The organism is Arsukibacterium sp. (genome assembly GCF_033721375.1).
Taxonomy (GTDB): domain Bacteria; phylum Pseudomonadota; class Gammaproteobacteria; order Enterobacterales; family Alteromonadaceae; genus Alishewanella.
The window spans coordinates 572,531-597,189 of record NZ_JAWWAP010000001.1 but is presented as its reverse complement, the minus strand read 5'-3'; the positions used below and the strand labels follow the sequence as shown (position 1 = coordinate 597,189).

21 protein-coding genes are annotated in these 24,659 nt (G+C 50.5%); 4 read left to right on the top strand and 17 right to left on the bottom strand.

Annotation, left to right across the window (positions count from 1 at the left end; translation table 11 throughout):
• Positions 1-64: 64 nt before the first annotated feature.
• The 10 genes from R3187_RS02785 to R3187_RS02740 form a co-directional block, all read right to left on the bottom strand.
• On the bottom strand, positions 65-1,414 hold the full coding sequence (locus R3187_RS02785; RefSeq protein WP_318965171.1) for a magnesium transporter: 1,350 nt from the start codon (positions 1,412-1,414) through the stop codon (positions 65-67).
• Positions 1,415-1,426: 12 nt separating this feature from the next.
• On the bottom strand, positions 1,427-2,389 hold the full coding sequence (locus tag R3187_RS02780; RefSeq protein WP_318965170.1) for a magnesium transporter CorA family protein: 963 nt from the start codon (positions 2,387-2,389) through the stop codon (positions 1,427-1,429).
• Positions 2,390-2,501: 112 nt separating this feature from the next.
• Positions 2,502-2,993, bottom strand: a complete 492-nt coding sequence (locus tag R3187_RS02775; protein WP_318965169.1) for a pyridoxamine 5'-phosphate oxidase family protein — start codon at positions 2,991-2,993, stop codon at positions 2,502-2,504.
• Between the two features lie 157 nt (positions 2,994-3,150).
• Positions 3,151-5,001, bottom strand: coding sequence for a DUF885 domain-containing protein (locus R3187_RS02770; protein WP_318965168.1), 1,851 nt, complete (start codon positions 4,999-5,001; stop codon positions 3,151-3,153).
• Positions 5,002-5,079: 78 nt separating this feature from the next.
• Complete coding sequence (gene hemW, locus R3187_RS02765; RefSeq protein ID WP_318965167.1) at positions 5,080-6,225, bottom strand: radical SAM family heme chaperone HemW; 1,146 nt, start codon at positions 6,223-6,225, stop codon at positions 5,080-5,082.
• Complete coding sequence (gene rdgB, locus R3187_RS02760; RefSeq protein ID WP_318965245.1) at positions 6,226-6,837, bottom strand: RdgB/HAM1 family non-canonical purine NTP pyrophosphatase; 612 nt, start codon at positions 6,835-6,837, stop codon at positions 6,226-6,228.
• Between the two features lie 23 nt (positions 6,838-6,860).
• On the bottom strand, positions 6,861-7,295 hold the full coding sequence (locus R3187_RS02755; RefSeq protein ID WP_318965166.1) for a DUF4426 domain-containing protein: 435 nt from the start codon (positions 7,293-7,295) through the stop codon (positions 6,861-6,863).
• Between the two features lie 74 nt (positions 7,296-7,369).
• Positions 7,370-7,909, bottom strand: a complete 540-nt coding sequence (locus tag R3187_RS02750) for a YggT family protein (protein ID WP_318965165.1) — start codon at positions 7,907-7,909, stop codon at positions 7,370-7,372.
• Between the two features lie 18 nt (positions 7,910-7,927).
• A complete protein-coding gene (gene proC / locus R3187_RS02745; RefSeq protein WP_318965164.1) occupies positions 7,928-8,752 on the bottom strand; it encodes a pyrroline-5-carboxylate reductase in 825 nt (274 codons plus the stop codon).
• The gene (locus R3187_RS02740; protein WP_318965163.1) at positions 8,736-9,425 is read right to left on the bottom strand and encodes a YggS family pyridoxal phosphate-dependent enzyme; all 690 of its coding nucleotides are present in this window, start codon (positions 9,423-9,425) and stop codon (positions 8,736-8,738) included. Before R3187_RS02740 ends, proC begins: the two co-directional genes overlap by 17 nt.
• Before the next feature lie 30 nt (positions 9,426-9,455).
• Between R3187_RS02740 and R3187_RS02735 the strand changes: the two genes are divergently transcribed.
• Positions 9,456-10,508, top strand: coding sequence for a type IV pilus twitching motility protein PilT (locus R3187_RS02735; protein WP_318965162.1), 1,053 nt, complete (start codon positions 9,456-9,458; stop codon positions 10,506-10,508).
• 51 nt (positions 10,509-10,559) lie between these two features.
• Entirely contained in the window at positions 10,560-11,687 is a 1,128-nt protein-coding gene (locus tag R3187_RS02730) for a PilT/PilU family type 4a pilus ATPase (RefSeq protein WP_318965161.1), read from the top strand.
• Between the two features lie 41 nt (positions 11,688-11,728).
• Here the strand turns inward: R3187_RS02730 and R3187_RS02725 are convergent, their stop codons facing one another.
• Together R3187_RS02725 and R3187_RS02720 are read right to left on the bottom strand one after the other, a co-directional pair.
• Positions 11,729-12,442 carry a lytic transglycosylase domain-containing protein gene (locus R3187_RS02725; RefSeq protein ID WP_318965160.1) on the bottom strand — a complete coding sequence of 238 codons (714 nt, stop codon included), beginning with the start codon at positions 12,440-12,442 and terminating at the stop codon, positions 11,729-11,731.
• Between the two features lie 68 nt (positions 12,443-12,510).
• On the bottom strand, positions 12,511-13,794 hold the full coding sequence (locus tag R3187_RS02720) for a DUF3422 domain-containing protein (protein ID WP_318965159.1): 1,284 nt from the start codon (positions 13,792-13,794) through the stop codon (positions 12,511-12,513).
• A gap of 233 nt (positions 13,795-14,027) precedes the next feature.
• Between R3187_RS02720 and R3187_RS02715 the strand changes: the two genes are divergently transcribed.
• Complete coding sequence (locus R3187_RS02715) at positions 14,028-14,954, top strand: DMT family transporter (RefSeq protein ID WP_318965158.1); 927 nt, start codon at positions 14,028-14,030, stop codon at positions 14,952-14,954.
• A gap of 38 nt (positions 14,955-14,992) precedes the next feature.
• Here R3187_RS02715 and R3187_RS02710 read toward each other — a convergent pair whose 3' ends face one another.
• From R3187_RS02710 to R3187_RS02700, 3 genes are all read right to left on the bottom strand, one after another.
• Positions 14,993-15,481 carry a fasciclin domain-containing protein gene (locus R3187_RS02710; protein ID WP_318965157.1) on the bottom strand — a complete coding sequence of 163 codons (489 nt, stop codon included), beginning with the start codon at positions 15,479-15,481 and terminating at the stop codon, positions 14,993-14,995.
• A gap of 145 nt (positions 15,482-15,626) precedes the next feature.
• Positions 15,627-18,716, bottom strand: a complete 3,090-nt coding sequence (locus R3187_RS02705; protein ID WP_318965156.1) for an efflux RND transporter permease subunit — start codon at positions 18,714-18,716, stop codon at positions 15,627-15,629.
• A 12-nt stretch (positions 18,717-18,728) separates the two neighbouring features.
• The gene (locus R3187_RS02700; RefSeq protein WP_318965155.1) at positions 18,729-19,847 is read right to left on the bottom strand and encodes an efflux RND transporter periplasmic adaptor subunit; all 1,119 of its coding nucleotides are present in this window, start codon (positions 19,845-19,847) and stop codon (positions 18,729-18,731) included.
• Positions 19,848-20,130: 283 nt separating this feature from the next.
• Between R3187_RS02700 and R3187_RS02695 the strand changes: the two genes are divergently transcribed.
• The gene (locus R3187_RS02695) at positions 20,131-20,568 is read left to right on the top strand and encodes an HPP family protein (protein ID WP_318965154.1); all 438 of its coding nucleotides are present in this window, start codon (positions 20,131-20,133) and stop codon (positions 20,566-20,568) included.
• Here R3187_RS02695 and R3187_RS02690 read toward each other — a convergent pair.
• Complete coding sequence (locus R3187_RS02690) at positions 20,559-22,214, bottom strand: PocR ligand-binding domain-containing protein (RefSeq protein WP_318965153.1); 1,656 nt, start codon at positions 22,212-22,214, stop codon at positions 20,559-20,561. The genes R3187_RS02695 and R3187_RS02690 overlap by 10 nt on opposite strands.
• 173 nt (positions 22,215-22,387) lie before the next feature.
• The gene (locus R3187_RS02685; protein ID WP_318965152.1) at positions 22,388-24,544 is read right to left on the bottom strand and encodes a S46 family peptidase; all 2,157 of its coding nucleotides are present in this window, start codon (positions 24,542-24,544) and stop codon (positions 22,388-22,390) included.
• Positions 24,545-24,659 lie beyond the last annotated feature (115 nt).

The window sequence follows — 24,659 nt, the reverse complement described above, 5'->3', positions numbered from 1 at the left end:
GTTAGTTAAATAAGGTGATCGTGGCCGGTAAAAGCTAAGCCAGTAAAAGCTATACCAATAAAAGCTATGCTAATAAAAACAAAGACCCCAGGCCCAGGAACGCAAAAAAGCCAATTACGTCAGTCACCGTTGTCAGAATAACCGAGCCGGACAATGCCGGGTCTATATCCAGTTTTTCCAGCCAGATTGGAATAAATACCCCGGAAATAGCCGCCGCTATGATATTAATAACAATAGCCAGGCCAATAACCCCGCCAATAATCCAGTCACCGAACCAGAAATACGTAATAACCGCAATTACCAGTGCCCATAATACGCCGTTGATGGCACCGACTCCCAGCTCTTTGCGAAACAGCATCAGGTAGGTTTGTGGCGTAATTTGCTCCAGTGCCAGGCCGCGGATCATCAGGGTTAACGTCTGGCTGCCAGCGATGCCGCCCATGCTGGCAACAATCGGCATTAACACTGCCAGCGCGACGACTTGTTGCAACGTAGCTTCAAACAGGCCGATAGTCCAGGCCGCCAGAAACGCAGTTAACAGGTTAATGCCCAGCCATAATGCGCGTCGTTTGGCACTGTCAAATACCGGCGCGAACAAATCCTCTTCTTCGTCCAGACCGGCGGTATGCATAAACTGGCTTTCCAGCGCCCGCCGTACGTTCTCCAGTGCTTCACCAATCGACAAGCGGCCAAGCAGTTTATCGTCCGCATCCACTACCGCCAGTGCGGTGTAGCCTGAGCGGGATACGATATCAGAGCCTTGCTCCAGCTCCATTTCACCGGTGACCACCGGCGCATCTTTATCCAGAAAGTTCTCAACCGGCAGGTGGCTTGGTTGGCCCAGCAGGGCAGTAGCATGCACCAGCCCGGCATAACGGCCGGTGCGGTCGATAACAAACAGCGCGTCCTGATATTCTGAGTCATCCGCCAGCTTGCGAAACATCCTGATGCCATCTCGTACCTTGGCATTTTTATTGATGATCAGTAAGTCATGGTCAGCATAGCGGCCACATTGATCATCGCCATAAGTTAATGCGGTTTCCAGCCAACTGCGCTGGCTGGCATCCAGTCGTGAGCAGGCATAGTTATAAATACGCTGCGGTAACTCGTCCAGCAACTCAATTAAATCGTCAACTTCCATGCCCTCTACCAGGGTACGCAGTTGCTGCTCATCAAGTTGTTTAAAAATATTATCCCGGGCATCAACCCGCATGTAGGTCAGGGCAGCGACCTGATCGTCCGGATGTAAACCCAGCCAGGTGCTGACCCGTTGCTCAACCGGCATTGCTTCCAGCACCAGCGCAATTTCTTCCGGTTCCAGTTGGCTGATTTTCTCGATCAGCGAACTGCTGTCCTCATCAATAAAGCTGCCGCGAACAATATCCTCAATATCCAGTAGCGGGTTTTCTGCCATTACAAATCCTTATTACCACCAGTTTTTAAACTTAAACCAGAGCATACCGCCCATTCCCAGCACGGCCATAGCTAATAGCGCATAAAAGTAACCGTGGGGGTTAGCTAACTCCGGTATATTAACAAAGTTCATCCCGTATAAACCGGCAATAAAGGTCAGTGGAATAAATATTGTGCTGACCATGGTCAGCACTTTCATTCTTTCGTTAATCTGGTGCGACGTGGTGGACATATAGCCTTCGACTAAATCACTGAGCTGATCGTAGTACAAATCGGTCATGCTATGCAGCCGTTCAAACTTTTCATAAAAATCACGTACATCCGGCGCGCTGAAGTGGTTTAGCAGCGGGCTTTTTTCTTCATACAAGGCATCGGCAAAAATGTCTTTCTGATAGGCCAGATTGCGGTTTATTTTCCGAAGAACCGAACGGTAGCGCATCATCAGTGCCATTTGCTCGTCATTACCCCGTTGCAGCATATTGTCTTCCAGTTCGCTTAATACGTCTTCAAAAGCGATCAGCTTTTCAAGATAACTGCCCGAGACGGTCAAAATAAACTGTTTGACCCAGTCGGTCAGTTGCAGGCTCTTGTCAGCAGTAATCTTAGGCGTAAGCTGTTCCAGCAGACTGGCGCTGTGACAACGCACCAGACTTATTAAAACTTGCTTGGAGTATAACAAGTTAACCTGGGCACTGCTGTTGAATTCGCTGAAATCCGGGTCGGCGTAGCCACGTAAAATCAGCAGGCTGAAATCAGTCTGGGTTTCCAGCTTAGGCGGATGGCGCTGCCGGCTGAAGTCTTCGGCGAGAGTCGGCATAATGGCAAACCGCTGCAGCACCTGTTGAATTTCCTCGGGGCTGGCGTCGTTCAGGTTAAGCCATACCCGGGCGTCGGCACTTAATTGCTGGGGCAATCTGGCAAAACTGATTGTCTGCCAGCTATTGGTTTCCGGTTCAAAATAATTGAGTAAAATCATATTGCTGCTCCAAGCCGGGCATAATGATTACAGCATACCCAGCTTGGCGCTGTTTGGCGAAAATTTTATGGCCGCCAATGGCATAAAATAATGCAGAGACTGGATGATCGTATTAACTTTTTGTACCAAATTTCTCATGTTCACCAAGATCTGGCTGCTGGCCTTTCATTTTAGCCGTCATGGTTTTAACACTTTTCATCATTTTGCTGCTGTCACTGTCCCAGTGTTCGCCTTTTTGTACCTTAACTTCCAGCATACCGACATTTGGTGAGTCTTTCCCCTCGGGGAACCAGGCGGCCACAAAGGTGTTCCAGTATTTATCAATCAGGGTTTTATCATTAACGGCACGACCGACCCCGGTTAGCGAGACATAGGTCTGATTATCAGGATCAGCAAAGGTGACGCAAACATCGTGGTCTTTCGCTACTTCCATCACTTTTTCTGATTCAAGATCAGTATAAAACCATAAGGTGCCGTCATATGCGTCCTGCACCAGTACCATAGGGCGCGACCGCAGTTCACTGCCATGCAGCGTCGTTAACATCCCGGTTTTGATATTTTTGATAAGATTCCAGATTTTTTGCTTATGCTCGGGGCTCGACATAGGGTCTCCTTTTTATCTGAGATAGCCAGTGCAGGCTTTGAATACTTACCCTAAACCCTAGCACAAAAACGCCGGCTTCGTTTTTTGCGGCTGGCCAGCCCAATAAAAAAGCCGGTCAGGGAACCTGATCGGCTTTTTTTAATGCTTCGTGGGCCAATTATTCGGGTTTAGCCGCCGCGATATATTCGTCGACCAGTTGCTCCAGAATATCCAGTGGCACAGCACCGTTACGTAGTACCACGTCATGGAAATCCCGGATATCAAAGCGTTCGCCCAGCGCAGTTCTGGCTTTTTCCCGCAGTTCCAGCATTTTAATCATGCCGACTTTGTAGGCAGTCGCCTGGCCTGGCATTACGATATAACGCTCGATCGCCTTAGTGGCGTCGGTTACTGAATTTGGCGTGTTTTCAACAAGATAAGCAATAGCCTGTTCGCGCGTCCACTCTTTGGCATGAATGCCGGTATCAACCACTAAGCGACAAGCGCGCCACAGCTCCATCGCCAGCCGGCCAAAGTCGGAGTAGGGGTCCTGGTATAAGCCAATTTCTTTTGGCAGCACTTCACTGTACAGGCCCCAACCTTCAATGTAAGCGGTGTAACCACCAAAGCGGCGGAACTTAGGCATGTCTTCCAGTTCCTGGGCGATAGCAAGCTGCATATGGTGGCCCGGGATACCTTCGTGATACGCCAGTGCTTCTAACTGGTAGGTCGGCATATCCTGCATCTGATACAGGTTGGCATAATAGACACCAGGCCGGCTGCCATCCATTGAGGGCCGCTGATAAAAGGCTTTGCCGGCGCTTTTTTCCCGAAACGGCTCTACTGCTTTGACAATCATATCTGCGCCCGGTTTTACCCGGAACAACTCATCCAGCCGGCTTTTCATATCATTGATAACCCGGGTCGCTTCAGCCAGATAGGCGGAGCGGCCTTCGGCGGTATCAGGGTAGTAAAATTGCGGATCTTCACGCATAAACACGAAGAACTCAGCTAAGCTGCCATCAAAGCCAACCTTTTGCATAATGACGCGCATTTCATCGTGAATGCGGGCGACCTCAGCGAGCCCCAGCTGATGAACTTGCTCTGCCGTTAAATCAGTCGTGGTGATCCGCTTAAGCCGGTGCTGATAAAAATCAGCGCCATCGGCAAAACGCCAGACACCATCATCAGTAGTAGCCTGCTGCTGCAAATCCTGCAGGTAACTAATCAGGCTCTGGTAAGCGGGACCAACACTGGTTAGCAGCGCAACGCTGGCCTCATCCACTAATAATTTTTCTTCAACGTCATCCAGCTCTAACGCCTGAACTTTCTTTTTAAAATCAGCCAGCAGGGTGCTGTCATCACCCGGATTAAATGGTGCGCCGCTAATCACATTCTGGCTGGCACTAATAACGTGAGCAAATACAAATTCAGGGATGATAATATTTTTCTCAGCGCGCGCAGTCAGTTGCTGCTGCAGCTGGTTAAACAGCACAGGAACATTATTTAACCGGCCAATATACGCTTTAGCGTCGCTGACATCTTCAACTTTATGCTGATTAATCAGCAATGACGGCACCAGTGAATGAATGCCATACATCTGATTTACCGGGTAGCTGTACAGGCGCCATTTGCTGTCTGCCAGACTGTTTTGCAAGTCCTGCTGTAGCAACTGATAACTTAGCGCGGTATTCGGGTCCAGCTGCTGTGGGTCGATAGTGGCAAGCAAATCCAGCTGGCTACGGTACATGGCCAGTTCTGCCTGATAGGCTTCATCACTTAAATCCTGCCATTTGTCATAGTCATCTTTAATGCCCAGCCGGGTTTGCAACACCGGATCATGACGAACCTGCTCCATATAAATTTGTTCAAACAGCTGATTGGCCTGCTCATTGACATCAAGCTTGGCGGCTGCAGTTTGTTCAGCGCTCAGGCCTGGCTGGCTGGTTTTCGGACCACAGCCACTCACTAGTGCCAGGCTGACGGCCAGCGGTATTAAAGCCAGGCTGCGAAACATTTTCTTTCTCATGGTAAATCCTGTGTTGTCGTTATTAGCTGCTGCCGCAGGTTACAGAGGTATGCCCCGGAATTTGGAAATAATGCACTGTTAATCAATAAAAAGTGTCAGTAAGTCGTTCAGGTAACGCGCACCTTTATCGGTAATTTGCCAGTGTTGTCCGGTATCCAGCAGCAGTTGCTGTTGCACGGCCTGGTTAATCGCTGGTGCTATCATACTGACAGGTAAGCCGGTATAGGCGGTAAAGTCAGCATGCGGGCAGGGCTCCAGCAGGCGAAACCGGTTCATAAAGAATTCGAACGGCCGATCTTCTGCCGGTACCTGCTCTTTACTGTCCAGATAACCGCGGCCAATGTCCATATAGCCTTTTGGATGCTTAATTTTAACGGTCCGGACTATAGTATTGCGCGTTGGTAAGGTTATCTTGCCATGGGCGCCACAGCCAATGCCCAGATAATCGCCGTAACGCCAATAATTCAGGTTATGCCGGCATTGATGGCCCGGTTTGGCATAAGCGGATATTTCGTACTGCTGATAGCCGTGCTGTTGTAATAACGCCAGGCCCTGCTGCTGAATATCCCATAAGGTATCATCAGCCGGCAGCACCGGTGGGCGAGAGGCAAAGGCGGTATTGGGTTCAATGGTTAACTGGTACCAGGATAAATGCGGTGGCGCCAACGCTATCGCCTGCTGCAAATCGGCCAGGGCGCCGCTGATATCCTGCTGCGGCAAACCATGCATTAAATCGAGATTAAAGCTGCTAAGGGGCAGTGTGCTGGCAAGCTCAGCGGCCCGGATTGCCTCGTCACAATCGTGAATGCGGCCAAGGGCTTTTAACTGAGCGCTCTGAAAGCTCTGTACACCAATTGAAAAACGCGTCACGCCGGCAGCGACATAACCGGCAAAGCGCTCAGCTTCAACGGTGCCCGGGTTGGCTTCCATGGTAACTTCCATATCTGCGGTGCAGTTTAAGCGCTGCCTGACCCCCTGCAGGATTGCACTGATGCCCGTCGCTGAAAACACACTGGGGGTGCCACCGCCGATAAAAATACTGCTGACCGGCCGGTCGGTCACCAACTTCAGATCCTGGTCTAAATCGGCCAGCAAATGAGCAATGTATTCCTGCTCCGGAATGCCCTGCTTAACAGCATGCGAATTGAAATCACAGTAGGGACATTTTTGAATACACCAGGGAATGTGAATATACAGCGAAAGCGGTGGTAACTGCAGGCCCATTTAACCTGCCTGCTGCGTTGTTAATTGTTTTAACAACTGGCGAAGGGCCTGGCCGCGGTGGCTGACAGCGGCCTTTTGTTGTTTACTGAGCTCAGCAGCACTGCAGCTTTGGCCATCAGGAATAAATACCGGGTCGTAACCAAAGCCGCCATCACCGGTAACCTGTTCACTGATCCTGCCCGGCCAGATACCGTGGCAAACAATTGGAGTAGGGTCGCTGGCATGGCGCATAAATACCAGTACACAATGAAACTGGGCTGTACGCTGCTCCTGGGGTACCTGACGCAAGGCGTGCAATAGCTTGCTGATATTTTCGCTGTCGGTTGCGGCTTCACCACTGTAGCGTGCTGAATAAATGCCTGGCTCTCCGCCGAGGGCATCAACCGCCAGGCCGGAATCATCGGCAATGGCCGCCAAGCCCGTTGCCAACGCTGCATGCCGGGCTTTAATAATGGCGTTTTCGATAAATGTCAGGCCGCATTCATCGGCGTCTGACACGCCAAGCTCCTGCTGTGGCACAATTTCAAACTCACAGGGAGACAGCAGGCTGCTAAGCTCCGCTATTTTGCCTTTGTTGGAGCTGGCAAGAACAATTTTTTGCATTTTTTCCAGGCTTTAAATGATAAGTAATATGTTTAATCTACAAAAAACGTATGGCTGAATGTCAGCTGCTGTTGCTGCTCGCCCTGACCAACGTTAATGGTAAAATTATACAGCTGCTCGTTCTGATATGGCACTGTTGCCAGATAATAAACTGCATCGCCTTCTGTTACCTGGTTAAACTCCAGTTGACGCTGGCGGCCAAATAAATCTTTCGCGATACCGCTTATGGCGACCTGTTGCGCTTGCTGGGTTTTGCTGTCCAGTACCGAAATATTAATAACGCCATTAAACTTACTGCGCTGAATGCCATATTCCACTGCAACTTCCGGCGTTAAAAAAGTGGCAGGAAGCGCCATATAATGGACATCCCAGTTGCCTAACTGCTTCATTTGTTCTGCGCTTAGCTGTGCGCTCGCCAGCAAAGTGAACAAACCAAATAGTAGTGCTGAATAACCTGACGTTTTCATATAATCACTCCTGTTGCATGGTTAACTTGCTGACCCGGTCCTAAGCGTAAGCTCTGGAACCATACGCTACGGAATTACAAGCCCCGGAACACATCACTGAGTAACAGATTAATAAACTGAATTGCAATAATCAGTACTAAGACCGACAAATCCAAACCGCCCATAGGCGGGATAATCCGCCGGACCGGCCGCAGCAGCGGCTCTGTCAGCTGATGCATAACCAGTTCTATCGGGTTATTGCCCTGGCTGAACCAGCTTAGCAAGGCCCGGATAATCAGGATCCAGAACAGTAAATTCAGGGTTTCTTTTATCACAACCACCAAACCACTGATAAAGGTTACCGGTATCTGAATACTGCCAACCAGCACCAGTTGCAATACGATAAGTTTAGCTACTGCCACCAGATACGCCAACACCACCGTGGCGGTGTCAAGTTTGCCGATGCTGGGGATCAGCCGGCGTAACGGCAATACCGCCGGATTGGTGGCTTTAACAATAAACTGGCTGAATGGGTTGTAAAAGTCAGCTCTGGCCAGTTGCAGCCATACCCGCAGAATAACGATCATCAGCAGTAAGTTAAAAGCAGTATTAATTAAAAACAGCATCGCCTGCATTATCGGCTCTCCGGCAACTTAGATTTGTTTGGCCATTTCTTCGGCACGTTTGATAGCGGCATACATGGCGTCTTCAACCATCTTTTCCAAGCCCTGCTCAGCAAAAGTGGTTACCGCTTCATGGGTGGTACCGCCTTTTGACGTAACATTGGCCCGCAGCTGGGCAAAGCTTTCTTCACTTTGCAGTGCCATCGTTGCCGCACCCAAAGCAGTTTTAGCAACCATGGCTTTAGCCTGCTCAGGCGCGAAGCCCAGCTTTTCGGCTACCTGCTGCATCGACTGCATAAAAAAGAAAAAATACGCCGGTGAGCTGCCGGTAACGGCAATAATGTGGTTGATTTGCGCTTCGGTTTCCAGCCAGACATTCATGCCGGTGCCGCTGAACATATGATCAACAAAGGCGCGCTCATAGTTCGAGCAACGGCTGGGAAACAAGCCGGTAACGCCCTGGCCAACCAGCGACGGGGTATTAGGCATAGCACGGACTAATCTCACCTGGCCCAGCCACTGCTCATACCGTTTTACTTCAATGCCAGCGGCTATTGTTACAAACAACTTTTCCTGAATTTCCGGGGCTTGTTGCAGTAGTTGTTCACACAAGTCCTGCATCATTTGTGGTTTTACCGCCAGCACAATAATATCCGCTTTGGTTACGGCCTCAATATTGTCCAGCGTGGTGTTGATGCCGTAATCGGCAGCCAGCGCAGTCAGCTTGGGCTGGCTGCGGTTAGCAGCGATAACATTAGCGGGTGGGTAGCCGGCATTTACCATGGCGGCAATTACACAGCGTGCCATATTGCCTGCGCCGATAAAGGCAACGGTATTGTCATTCATTTCTTTCATAAGTCCTTGCGCCAAAAATTGCGGTGCCTAATCGTATCATAGTTGCGCCATATTGCAGAGCCAGCGGCCAGTCGTCAGACATGCCCATTGACAGCTCTGTTGCGCCAGGGTGTTGTTGCTGCAGGTTTTCTGACAGCTTTTGCATCGCCGCAAACGCCCGCTTGCTGTCACCGGGTGCCGGTATTGCCATCAGTCCGCGCAGCGTTAAGCCGGGTAATTCAGCAACGGCTTGCGCTAACTCTGGCAGCATGTCGGCACTGATGCCGGCTTTGCTGTCTTCAGCACTGATATTTATCTGCAGCAATACCTGCAACGGCTGAAGGGAAGCAGGGCGCTGCGCTGCTAACCGCTCAGCTATTTTCAGCCGGTCAACACTGTGCACCCAGCTGGCGTGCTCGGCCACCAGCCGGGTTTTGTTTGACTGCAATGGCCCGATAAAATGCCACTGTATATCTGGTAACGCAGCCAGTTGCTCTGCTTTGGCAACCAGCTCCTGTGGATAATTCTCACCAAACTGGCGCTGCCCGGCCTGATAGGCTGAAGCGACTGCCTCAACCGGCTTGGTTTTGCTTACCGCTATCAATCGCACGCCGGCCGGATCCCGGCTGAGCTTAGCGCAATTTTCTGAAATGTTCTGATAGGCGGCGCTCAGTTGTTCTGCTATGTTATTCATATTTGTTGGCAAGCCGGAGTAGATATTGTCATGGATATTACCGAATTATTAGCCTTTAGTGTTGAGCATAAGGCATCAGATTTACACCTTTCCGCTGGAGTGCCGCCCCTTATCAGGGTTGACGGCGATGTGCGTAAACTGAATATACCGCCTTTAACCCATAAAGAAGTTCATGCGCTGGTATACGAAATTATGACCGACAAACAGCGTAAAGAATACGAAGAAAAGCTTGAATCAGATTTTTCATTCGAAGTTCCTAACCTGGCGCGGTTCCGGGTTAATGCCTTTGTCCAGAACCGCGGTGCTTCGGCGGTATTCCGGACTATCCCGAGCGAAGTCCTTACCTTAGATGATTTGGGCGCGCCGGATATTTTCAAGACCATTTCTGAAAATCCGCGTGGTCTGGTGCTGGTAACAGGACCAACCGGTTCTGGTAAAAGTACCACCCTGGCAGCGATGGTTGATTATATAAACACCATGCGCCACGACCATATTTTAACCATCGAAGATCCGATTGAATTTGTCCATAACAACAAACTTTGCCTGGTAAACCAGCGCGAAGTTCACCGCGATACCCATAGTTTCAGCAATGCATTGCGCTCGGCACTGCGGGAAGATCCGGATGTGATTCTGGTCGGTGAATTACGGGATCTGGAAACCATCCGCCTGGCGATGACCGCGGCTGAGACCGGTCACCTGGTATTTGGCACGCTGCACACCACCTCTGCCCCTAAAACCATTGACCGGATTATCGATGTGTTCCCGGGTGAAGAGAAAGATATGGTGCGCTCGATGTTATCCGAATCGCTGCGGGCGGTTATTTCCCAAACCCTGCTGAAGAAAATTGGCGGTGGCCGGATTGCCGCCCATGAGATTATGGTCGGGGTGCCGGCTATCCGTAATTTAATTCGCGAAGACAAAATTGCCCAGATGTATTCTGTTATTCAGACCGGTGCAGCCCATGGTATGCAAACCATGGATCAGTGCCTGCTGAATCTGGTGAACCGGGGCTTGGTGTCGCAAAAAGATGCGCAAACCAAAGCTCAGGATAAGAACACCTTTGGCGCTATGGGGCGCATTTAAAGCCGTACTTTAGCTGTAGCGGCTTGGCATTGACCGATTGGAATTAACGGAATGGAACTGACAGATTTTTTAACCAAAATGGTAAAAATGGGTGCCTCAGATATGTTTGTTACGGCCGGCATGCCGGTCGCCGCAAAGATAAATGGTGAGATGACCCCGATTGATGATACGCCACTGACCGATGCTGCCTCACTGGAGCTGGTGCTGGATGCGATGAATCAAAAACAGCAGCATGAGTTCAATAGCAGCAAAGAGTGTAACTTTGCTATTGCCAATGATGCCGGCCGGTTCCGGATCTCGGCGTTCTGGCAACGGGATCAGGCCGGGATGGTGGTACGGCGCATTGTTACTACTATCCCCAACGCTGATGAGCTGGGCCTGCCGCCGATTTTAAAAGACATTATTATGTCAAAGCGGGGCCTGGTGTTGTTTGTCGGTGGTACCGGTACTGGTAAATCAACCTCGCTGGCGGCCTTGCTGGGCTATCGCAATAAAAACTCCAAAGGCCATATTCTGACCATTGAGGATCCAATAGAATTTGTTCATGAGCACCAGAAAAGCCTGGTAACCCAGCGCGAAGTTGGTATTGATACCGAATCATTTGAAGCCGCGCTGAAAAGCTCGTTACGCCAGGCGCCGGATGTCATCCTGATTGGTGAGATCCGCAGCCAGGACACCATGGAGTATGCATTGTCGTTCGCTGAAACCGGCCATCTATGTATTGCCACTCTGCACGCCAATAATGCTAACCAGGCGATTGACCGGATAATGCATTTAGTGCCAAAAGAAATGCACGATAAACTGCGTTTTGACTTATCTCTGAATTTACGGGCAATAGTGGCGCAGCAGCTTATCCCAACCGCCGATGGTCAGGGCCGGGTTGCGGCAATAGAGGTACTGTTAAATTCGCCACTGGTGGCCGATTTAATTGCCCGTGGTGAAGTAGGCGAAATTAAAGCGGTAATGAGTAAATCCCGTGAGCTGGGCATGCAAACCTTTGACCAGGCGCTGTACGATATGTATCAGCGCGGCGATATCAGCTACGCCGACGCCATTCACCATGCTGACTCACCAAACGATTTACGTCTGATGATAAAACTGCGTAATAACGAAACCAAAGGTGCCGGCTTTTTATCCGGTGTTACGCTGGAAGGTTTTGAAAATAAAGACGACAAATAAACCCCAACGGCTTTGTATTATTGCCAGCAAACACGCCGCCGTCAGGCGGCTTGTTTATAGCGCTTATGCAGGATTAACACCCGTTTAATATAAGCCTGTGTTTCGGCAAACGGCGGCACACCCTGATGGCGCCTGACATTGCCCGGTCCGGCGTTGTAGGCGGCCAGGCTCAGGCTTAAGTCACCATTATATTGTTTCAGCAAACTGGCCAGGTAGCTACTACCCCCTTGAATATTCTGCTCTGGCGATAATGGATCACTGACGCCCAGCATCGCTGCGGTATCAGGCATTAACTGCATTAAACCAATAGCACCCCGTTTAGATAAGGCAGCAGCCTGAAACGCTGATTCAGCGTGAATGACTGCCCGGATAAGCGCAGGTTCAAGTTGCTGCTCCAGCGCCACTTTGTCAATAATCCGGTTATACTGGCGGACGAACAACGGTGTTTTATGCCAGTTGACAGCCGAATTGGGATCGCAGGCAAAACAATCAAAATGCAGTTGCTGATAAGGCCGGTTCACTGGTCGTCTGTCGGAGAACAGCACGGTGCCATTGGCCTGGCTGGACTTAAATACGGCAATACTTTTGGCAGCAGCGGCTTTAGCGGCTACCGGCTGAGCGCTTTCGGGGCTGAGTTTCAGCTGGCGCTTAGGTTCTTTGGCAACGTCATTATCTGTGCTCTGCTGTGCCGCGCACTGTAAAGGCAGGCACAGCAATAACCAGCACCAGCAGATTTTTGCAGTAAAAGGTCGCAATTGCTTTTATCCATCTGATCTGAGATCGCCAGTAAAGCACTAAGCCAGTCAAATCTCAAGCGGGTCATTCACGGGCTGTTATCGTTTTTCAGCTGTCTGCTCAAAAACCATAACAGCAAGGCTACGGTCAGTAATACCAGTGGCAGGCTGATGCTGCGCCACAGGCTGACATTAAGTGCCGGCAGCCAGAATGCAGCGGTATGCAATGCTTTATCTGCCAACTGTACGCCGTAGTAACTGATGGCAACAAACGACAGACTTTCCACTACTTGTTGCAGTTTCAGCTGTTGCCGGGCCTTTTTATCCATCGAAACCAGCAGTTGCTGGTTTTGCTGCTCGAGTTTTAGGTTTATCCGGGTGCGCAACAGTTCGGTCGAGCGACCAAGCCGCGAACTTAACGCCGTCTGGCGGGCCTGGACTGACTCACTGGTGCGAAATGCCGGGGTCAGCCGGCGTTCGGTAAAATCCTGCAGCGAAATTAAATCGCTGATTGGCGTTTCATCCAGCGCTTTCAGTCTGTCCTGAGTCAGTTGGTAGTAAGCCGCGGTTGCCGCCAGCCGGGAACTGGTTTCGGCAATTAAATGTTCGGTCTGGGCGGCAAGCTGACTGATTTGGTTTAGTAAAGGCTCGTCGTTATCCCGCTCCTGCTCCATGCGCTCGGTCAGCCCGGATAACTGTTGCTCCAGATTATTCAGTTTATGCAGGGCCTGGCGGGCCACCGGCCAGCCCAGCAACGCCAGTTTCCGGTAGTTGCCGAGATCAAATAACTGCTGAGCCAACCTGCCAAGCCGGGCGGGGCTCAGGCCATAGTCAACCAGCAGCAACCGGCCGGCACCCTCGGCATGTTTTTGGAAATCGGTCCAAATCCTGGCTTTTTCGTTGGCCAGCATGCTGCTGATACAGGTTTCATCATTAAAATACCGGCTGATTTCTCCTTTTGCCGGTAGCGCAGCGGCCGGAATAACCGTTAGCTGTACCACCCTGAACACCTGGCCTGGCAGTTCATCAAACCAGTCGCGACTGGGCAGGAAGCTAAGCGGATCATCAAACAGTGCCGGTGCCGTGCCGGGTTGAATAAAGGTATAGCTGGAAAACTCGCCATGGCGCTCCCAGCGCAATGTACCGGCAAACAATGAGATATTCAGATCCTGATCCGTCTGTGTTAAATGCGCGCCTTGCTGCTCTGCCTGCTGCTGCATCAGGTTAAATTCAAGCTGGCGCGACGCATTTGCTACGGTAAAAGTAAAATGACATAAGCGGCACGGCGCACTGAGTGCCGGAAAAGTGCGCTGGCGAAGCTCTTTGTCCAGCACATCACGCATTGGATGATTTCGTAAGGTCAGCTTACTCATTTGTTGTCCTCAATCACAGAAAACCGGAAAGGCAATAAGTCGGTTACCTTAAACTAAGCAGATCCTGTGCCAGTTGGCTGCTGGCCGTATCGCTTACAGCAGTTTGCAGCTAACTCATTACACCTGTTTGAATTATCTGTGACGCTTTAACCGACTTGCTTTTTGCAGGGGGCCTTTTCGCTGAACTAAAACAAGGCAGGCTGCTGCAAGATGGGGCAGTGTCAGGTAATATAATGCTCCCGCTTGATGACCCGATCCGGACTGCTGCTATGGCGCGCACTGTTGATAAAACCTTACTGCTGGCAATTGGCTCTGTGCTGCTGGCCATGATCACCATTCAAAGCGGTGCCTCGCTGGCGAAGCAGCTGTTTCCGTTGATTGGGCCCGACGGCACAACTGCTTTGCGTCTGGGTTTCTCTGCCATAGTGCTGTGGCTGGTGTTCCGGCCCTGGCGGGCGTTACCAAAGGGCCGTGACTGGCAGGCTATTATTGTGTACGGGCTGTGTTTAGGGGGCATGAATATTCTGTTCTATCTGGCGATAGCCCGTATTCCGTTGGGAATAGGGGTGGCACTGGAATTTACCGGGCCACTGGCGGTTGCCTTGCTGGCATCCCGGCGTAAACGGGATTTATTCTGGGTCGGCTGTGCTGTTGCCGGCATCTTACTGTTATTGCCAGACATGCGCGGCGCTGAAGCGTTGGATCCGCTCGGAGTCATGCTGGCGTTAGCTGCCGGTGCCTGCTGGGCAGGCTATATTCTGTTTGGTAAAAAGACCGGTTCGCAAGCTTCAGGCGGCATTACAGTGGCGCTCGGGATGACCGTAGCTGCACTGGTACTGGTGCCGGCAGGGGCAATAACCCAGGGCATGGCACTACTGAGCTGGCAGGTGTTACCCCTTGGTTTGCTGGTGGGTATTTTATCCAGTGCGGTCCCTTATTCGCTCGAGATGGTGGCGCTGCGGCATATGACATCACAGAACTTCAGTGTCTTTATGAGTATGGAGCCGGCTATCGCCGCATTGGCAGGATTGCTGTTTCTGGCGGAGCTACTAACGGTGTGGCAATGGCTGGCGATTTTACTGGTGATTGTGGCATCGCTTGGCAGTTCGTTAACAGCCGGCAGGGCTAAAGCAGCCCCACCGGTGATCACAGAGCACTAATTTCAAAGCGCAAGTTTAAAAGCGTTCCAAAACGCAAGTTACATTTTTGGCATAATGACACTGTCCAGCACATGGATCACACCATTGCTGGCTTTGATATCGGTAGCGATAACTTCCGCGCCATTGACGTAGACTTTGCCCATTTTAACTTCAATAGTCACATCCTGGCCCTGCACCGTAGTGGCAGAGTCCATTTTTACTACATCAGCCGCCATCACTTTACCTGCTACTACATGGTAGGTAAGTACTTTACTTAATGCGGCTTTATCGGCAAGTAATGCATTTAAGTCAGCTGCTGGAATTTTGGCAAATGCAGCATCGTTCGGGGCAAAAACAGTAAACGGGCCTTTACCTTTTAAGGTGTCGACTAAATCAGCGGCTTTAACCGCAGTAACCAGTGTAGAAAAATCGCCTGCAGCAACGGCAGTATCAACAATATCAGCAGATTTTTTGTGATTGTGCGCCTGCACAGTCAGCATAAACGAAGCGAGCAACAGCGAACCGGTAAGTAATTGTGAGACTCTCATAATGTTTCCTTCTGTTACATTGTTCAGGACAAAGTTGTCGGTGCTATTAACGTGACGGCAGCGAAAAACGATCAGTCTGGTCAAAAAAAAGCCTGTCAGCACGCGCTGACAGGCTTTATGAACTGACCTGGATGGCGGTTAGTTGCTACTCACTATGGCTGACTGCTGTTGCAGCGCCGGGCTCTGGCTGTAACTGATAATCTCGCGCCAGCAGCAGGTACATGGCCGGCACCACATACAGGGTAAACAGCGTACCGATGGTCATGCCACTGGCGATAACCAGGCCCATAGCATAGCGGGAGCCGGCACCGGCACCGGTGGCTATCAGCAATGGGATCATGGCCAGCACTGTGGCAGCGGTGGTCATTAAAATTGGCCGCAAGCGGATAGCCGTGGCTTCTTCAATTGCGGCACGCTTGCTGCGCCCGTCAACTTGCAGCTGGTTGGCAAATTCAACAATCAGAATACCGTGCTTGGCAATCAGCCCTACCAGAGTCAGCAACCCGACCTGGGTGTAAATATTAATACTGGTAAAGCCCAGGCTGGTAAAAATAAGTGCCCCGCATACACTCATTGGCACCGTGACCATAATGATGATGGCGTTTTTAAACGATTCAAACTGGGCAGCCAGGATCAGGAAGATAACGATCAGCGCAAAAAAGAAGGTGACAACCAGTTGCTGTCCCTCGGCTTTGAACTGACGTGACTGACCAGCGTAATCAACACTGAACCCCGCGGGCATTACTTCGGCAGCGATCTGGTCCAGTACTGCCAGCGCTTCACCCAGCGGTACTCCCGGACGCGGTACGCCTGATATCTTCACTGCATTCAGCTGCTGGAAACCTTTTAATGCCTGTGGCTGCACAGATTCAGTTAAGCTGACAAGGGCAGACAGAGGAACCAGTTCACCTTCACGGTTACGGGTATAAAAGTCTTTCAGCTGCTGCGGGTTTAACCGCTCGCTGCGCGCTACCTGCGGAATAACCCGGTATGAGCGGTTATCCAGGGCAAAACGACCGGCATCGGCGCCTGACATTAAACTGCCCAGATCGGCAGCGATTTGCTGCATTGACACGCCCATCAGCGCGGCCTTTTCCCGGTCGACCTGCACGGTCTGCCGCGGCCGGTTTATTTTTAAATCACTGTCGACAAAAATAAATCGGCCAGAAGCCATCGCCCGGCCCAGCATTTCCTGTACCACCTCTTGCAGCGCCGCAAAGGGTTGGGTTGAACCAACAATAAATTCGACCGGCGTACCACCACCCGGCGAAGGCAGAGAAGGGGGGATCAGCGCAAAGCTGTTAATGCCCGGCAGGTCAGCCATAAAGGGCTGAATATCCTGCTCCAGTACTGTGGCTGTCGTGCGCTCGCGCTGGTCCCACGGTGCCAGCACAAAACCGGCAATCGCATTGTTGGTACTGCCTGTGCCGTTAATAATGAAGATATTTTTAATTTCCGGGGCGACAGTGCTCAGCTTATTCAGTTCGCTGGTATTTCTTTCCAGATAATCGAGGGTCGCAAAGCTGTCGGCTTCCAGAATAGAGAACACAAAGCCCTGATCTTCTGCTGGTTCCAGTTCTGACGGGCTGGTGACAAATAAAAAGTAACATGACACCAGCACAATGGCACCGAACGTCAGCACCACCGGCAGATAATTAAGAGTGCCATGCAACTGGCGCTGATAGCCGTTTCTCAGCTTGTCAAAGCGTTGGTCCAGCCAGTGTTCCAGCGAATTCTCCGCCTGGTCGCCGCTTTGGTGCCCTTTTAAAATATAGGCACACATCACCGGCGACAGGGTCAGGGCGACTACCCCGGATAAAATCACTGAGGCCGCCAGGGTAAAGGCAAATTCAACAAACAATACCCCGGTTAAGCCACCGACAAAGCCGATAGGTAAAAACACCGCAACCAGGGTAGTAGACATAGTGATAATCGGCCAGGCCAGTTCACGGGCGCCCTGGATAGCAGCTTCTGTTCGTGATTTGCCCTCTTCAATATGGCGGTGAATGTTTTCCAGCATAATGATGGCATCATCGACTACAATACCAATAGCCAGCACCATCGCCAGTAAGGTGAGCAGGTTAATGGTAAAGCCCAGCAGCCACATTAAAAAGAAGGTACCGATGAGCGATACCGGTATCGCCACAGCCGGAATAATGACACTGCGCATTGAGCCTAAAAAGGCATAGATCACCAGAATAACGATGACCAGCGCCAGCACGATTGAAATAACGACTTCGTCAATAGCGTTTTCAATATACTCGGTAGAGTCATAAGGGATGTCGGCATCCAGTCCTTCAGGTAATTGCGGAATAATATCGCGATCCCATACTGTTCTGACTTGCGCTATTACATCCAGCGCATTAGCATCGGGCGATATCTCAATACCCATAAAGGTCGCCGCCAGGCCGTTAAAGCTGACTGAGCTGTCATAGCTTTCAGCACCAAGCTCAACCGTGGCAACGTCTTTTAACCGCACCAGCGTGCTGCTGTCAGCACTTATCACTAAGTCGGCAAATTGTTCTGCACTGCGTAAATCGGTGGCAGCGTTTAAATCCACTGCGACCATCTGGCCTTTGGTGCGGCCAAGTGCTGCCAGCACATTATTCGTGCGCAGAGCGTTACTGATATCTGAGCCGGTAATCCCAAATGCCGCCATTTTTGCAGGGTCGAGCCAAATTCGCATCGCAAAAGTACGGGCACCCAGAATTTCTGCCCGTTGCACGCCCGGAATGGTAGCCAGTTGCGGTTCAATCACCCGCACCAGGTAGTCGGTGATCTGGTTATTACCTAAAACTTCTGAATAAAACGACAGGTACATCGCCGCGGTATCCTGGCCTACCTTAAGAGAAATAACCGGGTCGCGGGCATTTTCAGGCAGCTCTGAGCGAACTTTATTAACCTGAGCGGCTATCTGGGTCAGTGCTTCATTCGGATCGTAATCTAGCCGTAAAAAGGCTTCAATGCTGCTGGAACCGGCTACCGAGGTGGACACCAGATAATCGATACCCTCTGCTGAGGCTATTTCCCGCTCCAGCGGCGTGGTGATAAAACCCTGAATAAGATCGGCATCGGCACCAACATAGACAGTATTGACTGTTACCACCGCATTCTGAATTTCCGGAAACTGCCGGACATTCATGTCCATAATGGCCCGCAGGCCCAGTAAAATAATAAATAAGCTGACAACCGACGCCAGAATAGGCTTATTAATAAATACATCAGTAAAGCGCATTATGATTAATCCTTACTGGTTGGCCGGTTCTGGGGCAGGATCAGCAGTGGGTGTTGCCAGTTCATTGTCGCTGATTTTAACCTGAGCACCGTTACGTAGTTTCAGCAAACCCGAAGTAGCGACCCTGTCGCCAGGTTCAAGACCAGCAGTAATCGCAACCAGGTCGCCGCGGCTCTGACCGGTGCTGACAAAACGCTGATGAGCCGTCAGTTTGCCGTCGGTATCGCGGATTAAAAAAACCGAATTACCGTAAGGATTAAACTGAATCGCCGTTTGTGGTACCAGGGTAACCTGATTACTTTCACCGGTGTCCATTTGTACCCGGGCAAACATGCCGGGCCGAAGTTTATGCTCCGGGTTAGCAAAAGTCGCCTGCACTTCAATACTGCGGCTTGACTGACGCACCGCCGGGGCAATAGCGGTTATTTCGCCGCTGAATTGCTGGCCGGTCCAGGCATCAACGCTGACGGTCAGTTGCTGGCCTTTGTTTATGCTGGCAAGTTGCTGCTCAGGCAAGCTGAAATTAAGATAAATCGGATCAAGCGATTGCAACAACACCACATTGTCACCGGGCGATACCAGCTGGCCCAGGCTGACCTGGCGAATACCGGTAATGCCATCAAAAGGCGCATGGATAGTTTTCTGGGCAATGCGTGCTTGCTGCGACTTAACAGCAGCAAGCGCCTGCGCGGCTTCGCTTTCCCGGCGTCGGACATCCAGCTCTGATACACCTTTGTCCCGTAGCAAGGTTTGTAACCGGTCCAGTTCAAGCTCGGCCAGCTTACTGGCCGCTGTCAGCCGGGTTAAATCTGCCTGATCCACACTGTCGTCCAGGGTCAGCAGCAACTCGCCGCGGCGAACTTCACTGCCATTATCGAATTGAATGCTGGTAATAATGCCGCTGGCTTCAGTGGAAAGTTCAGTACTGTTGACTGCGGCAAAACTGCCCACCGCACTGACAAACGGCTGCCACTGGGCGGTGCTGACGGTTGTTGCGGTAATAGTGGCAACCGGCATTGGCATAGTGTCAAAATACTGGTTCATAAAATAATTACCAACCGCCTTATAACCGAAAATGCCGCCAAAAATCAGGCCAGCAATAATCAGCATCAGAAACATGCGCTTAAACATGGACTCTCCTTATCAAATATCAGGGCTAAGTATAACTGTTATTGCTGTCTGCTTTTGTGAAATTTAGTAACACGTTATTTGAAAATCTTTGCCAGACGCAGTGATGTTACTAGTACTGTTGCTCAGTAGCAGCGGTTTAGTGGTCATTGCCGCTGTACTGACAATATCAATTAAAAACGGTTGGTTGTTGCCATAAAACGTGATCTGGCATCAGGCAATACTCTAAAATATTCGCTATACCTTTAATCAGATAATGATTTTAATCTGACAAGGAGTTATTTTTATGACTATTGCCACCGTTGCCGAATTAATGACTGCTGATCCCCTGTGCGTGCTGCGCAGTGACAGCTTAAAAGATGCCCATGACTTAATGCGCGAGAAGAACGTGCGGCATATTCCGGTAATTGACGCTAATGGTGAATTGGCAGGTATGCTGACCCAGAAAATTATGATTGCCAAAGTCATGGGGCTAATGGCTCAGTATGGCGCTGCAGCGCTGGAACGCAAAGAAAGACAGGTATTGGTAAGTGAGTTAATGGCAACTGATTTCGCCGCCGTAACCGCGGAGCAGCCATTGATTGAAGTTGCTGATTATTTTGTATCCAATCGCCATGGCTGCTTACCGGTGGTTGACGCTGATAATAAAATTAGTGGTATTCTGACATCATCAGACTTTGTCCGGTTGGCCGCGCGCCTGCTGAAAACCAGCGCTCAGGGCTGATACCAGCAACGCTGGTTTTTACCCCGACTTTTCGCCTGGTACATCGCCGCATCAGCCTGACGTAGCAACAGCTCAGCGGCTAACTGCTCGCCACTGAACAGCACCAGGCCAATACTGCTGGTACAGCGGTGGCTTAGCGGGTTTTCTGTGCCGATAAGCAGCGGCTCACTAATCGTGGCCGCTATTTTTATTGCGACCTGCTCGGCGCGCTGTTTGCAAGGGACTTCGCTGCTGGCGACTTCATGGAGCAGCACAATAAACTCATCACCGCCAAAACGGCCTACCGTATCGGCTTCGCGCACAACTTGTCTGATCCGCTCAGCCACCTGAGACAGCACTTGATCACCGGCTTTGTGGCCATATAAATCATTGACGGGTTTGAAATTATCTAAGTCGATAAACATCATCACACAATAGTTATTGCTGCGTTTACTGCTAATAATCGCCTGCTGCAGGCGCTCTTCCAGTAAGCGCCGGTTTGGCAGGCCAGTTAAATCATCGTAAAACGCCAGTCGGCGAATTTTTTCAGCCGATAAGCTGCGATCGATGGCCAGTTCAGCCAGGTTGCTGTATTGGCTTATTTTCTGGCGCTGACTGGCTGTGGGCTGACAGGGTTCACTGTGATAGATACCAAAGGTACCCAGTACTTTTCCGGCGGCATTTTTTATCGGTTGTGACCAGCAGGCGGCCAGATTAGCCGCCTTAGTTAATTCCAGAAAAGGTTGCCAGTATGGATGGCTGTTAATGTCTTCAACAATTACCGGCTCACCGGTAAACGCAGCTGTGCCGCAAGACCCCTGGCCGATACCAATGGCCAGGCCATCAACGGCCTGATTGTAAAAATCAGGCAGTGAGGGCGCGGCGCCATGGCGTAAAACCAAACCATTGTTGTCCAGTAACAACACTGAGCAACGCATTTCGGGATGCAGTAATTCAATTTGTTGTACCATACAGTTTAAGATATCAATCAGGCTGGCACCCTGACTTATTTTGCTTAATATCAGGTTTTGCAGCTCCAGCTCCTGAGTCCGTTCAGCGACTTGCTTGCCAACAGAACTGATGGTCCGAACATATCGCTGATTAGCCATACTCAGCTCAGCAATCTGTTGGGCCAATGACGTTAGCAGGTTCAGCAGTGCCGGCAGTTTTTCTTCGGCCACTATTGGCACTTCTGCTATTGCGCTAAGATATTTTTCGGTATCAAACCCCAGTTCTTTCGCTTGTTGGGTAAAGAATCTGATATCGGGTTCAGCCAGAAAAAACTGGCCAATAAATAAATTGGCGACATGTATCTCATCAATAATCAGCGGGCTTGAGCAATCTGTTAAGCCATTTCGGCATTTATATAAAGCATAATTGCTGCCTTGTTGCAGCTGGCTTGCCAGGTCGGTATCACTTTCAAGACAACGTTGCCGGCTGCTTTCATTTGCCCGGTGAAACTGGATACAGGCACGCTGCCATTTAGAAGAGGCGAGGATTTTGCCGTCCAGCCCAACCAGCGCAATAGCAATGCCCATGGCCTGCAAAAAGTGATCAAACAGGCTGTTTAAACGGGAAAAGTCAATTTCTGCCGCCAGAGTGTGTGCGGTATTGTCGGGGCCTGAACGCTGCGAGTTATTCCAGTCAGCGGACAGAGGATCAAGCATTTGAATTAAGCTGGATTCTTTTTGCAAATACTTACTGTGTTTGGCCATGGCACTTTAACTTTAGCCCGCGCTGTCAGACTTCACCAGTTTTCAGTATTTTTTAATGAAAAAAACCTCTGCCAGGCAGAGGTTTTCCAAAAGATGCTACAAATACAGCTAAGCATCAGCAGCAGTTAGTTAACACCGATTTCCTGCAACAACGCCTTCGCGTTATCCACCTGCTGCATTTGCCATAGCATAAAGCGCAAATCCACCTGAATAGAACGGGTATTAGCCGGATTGTAGTCCCAGTCTGAGATAATAGAGTCGAGTGTGCCATCAAAAGCCAGACCGACAAACTCAGCCTTACTGTTTAAAATGGCAGAGCCGGAATTACCACCGGTAATGTCCAGGGTAGCAAGGTAATTAACGGGTACTGAATTTAGCTCAGGTGCCAGATAGGGGCCGTAGTTTTTCGCTTTTATTGCCGCAAGTTGCTCCGCTGGCGCGTTGAATTCACCTTCACCCGTTGCCTTGGCGGTAATCCCGCGGAGCGTGGTGAACGGGGCCCAGGCGTTGCCATCTTCATTGCCATGGGCCCGACCTTTGACATTGCCGTAGGTAACCCGAAGCGTGCTGTTAGCATCAGGGTAAACTGCCTGACCTTTATTCTGCATAAAAGCAATTTTCGCTCGCATATAGCTGGCATAGGCCTGTTGAATTTTGCCGGCAAGTTCCTCTTCTGCCGCTTCCTGTTTTAAGTCAGATTTGTAAAGGGCAACTGCCGCCATCACAAACGGATCAGCGTTCTGGCTGAACTCAGCCGGGCTGGCATCGATCAACGCTTGCCGGCTGCTCAGGTCAGTTAAGCGGGTATCGGCATACCAGCTGTCAATCAGTGCTGTCAGTTCGCTCTGACTCATATTGCCTTTAATGCCAAGGGCGCTGTCAAACTCCGCATTACGTTGTTTTTTGGGCAGGGCAACGTATTTAGTCAGATTATGTAAGTCCAGCGCTTTTTCCACGCTGACATCAAAGTTTCGCTCCATGCCGGCAACAAAGGCTTTGTAACGTGGAATATCCCGTTGCTGATAGCCAGCTTTACGCTCTGGATCAGGTTTGGTGCTTTCCTGGGCTAACCGGTACAACGAGCGCGCCACATTTAACAGGCGCGGGGTGGCATTATTCAGAGCGTAATCTGCTCTTGATTGGCGATGTTGTTCAGCCAGCAGTTTCTCAATAGTGGCTAAATCTTTGGCATAGGCTTTTTTGTTTTCCCTGCTGCTGTTTACCCAGCTGGTCAGTGCCTGGTGCTCTGCTGTTTTGCGTTGTAAAAAGTCACTCTGAGCATAACTGTCCAGCATACCCTGACGGTTTTTCATATAGTTATTCAGTCCGGCAACCCGGCTGGCATATTTCAGCTCGGCGTCTTTATTGGTGGCCGTTACCCGGTCAATAATCGCCAGGGTATCTTTGAACTGTTGTACTGTATTCGGGTAGCTCCATTCGAAAGTTTCACTGACTTCAGAAGGTAGCCGGTGCCGGTTAGTGCGGCCCGGGTAACCCAATGCCATAACAAAATCACCTTCCTGCAAGCCTTCATTGGCCAGCTTCAGATAATGGTCCGGCTGATAAGGCACGTTATCAGCATGGTAGTCGGCAGATTTACCCTCCGGACTGACATAGGCCCGTAAAAAACCGTAATCGCCGGTATGGCGAGGCCACATCCAGTTATCGGTATCACCGCCAAATTTGCCTACACCCTCAGCAGGGGCATGGACCAGCCGGACGTCTTTTATTTCAAGTTGTTTTATCAGGTAATATTCCAGGCTGCCATAGTATGCGGCTACCCGGCAACGATGGCCTTCATCCTGCTCACATTCGGCGATTAATTTTTTCTGATTTGCTTCAATCGCATCAATTCGCAATTTGCCGCTTAATCTGGCCGTTGCTGCATCAATAATCTGTGGCGTAACGTTATCAACCGCTTTGGTCACATATACCCGGCTGCCTGGCGCCGCGGCAACCTCGTCAGCTTTAGTCGACGCCAGAAAACCGTTGGCAAGCAAATCGTTTTCCGGGGTAGAGTTGTGGGCGACGCTGTTATATATGCAATGGTGGTTAGTGACCACCAGGCCATCAGGGGAAATAAACGAGGCAGAACATCCGCCCAGACTGACAATAGCCGCCATCGGAAATTCAGTGAGTTTGGTCAGGTTAGCCGGGTCCAGTTCTAAACCGGCAGCTTTTAATTCGCTGGCAATGTCGGGCAGCTGTTGCGGCATCCACATGCCCTCGTCAGCCATAGCAAAACTGCTGGTCAGGGCCAGTATTAACAGAGATTTTTTCATAATTGCTCTTACTTTTTAGTTATAGCGCACCATACGCAGATCATCGTTATACTCGACGCCTGCCAGCAGCTTGTCAAGATGCCGGTCAGCACTGTTGTCTTATTATCAGTTAAGC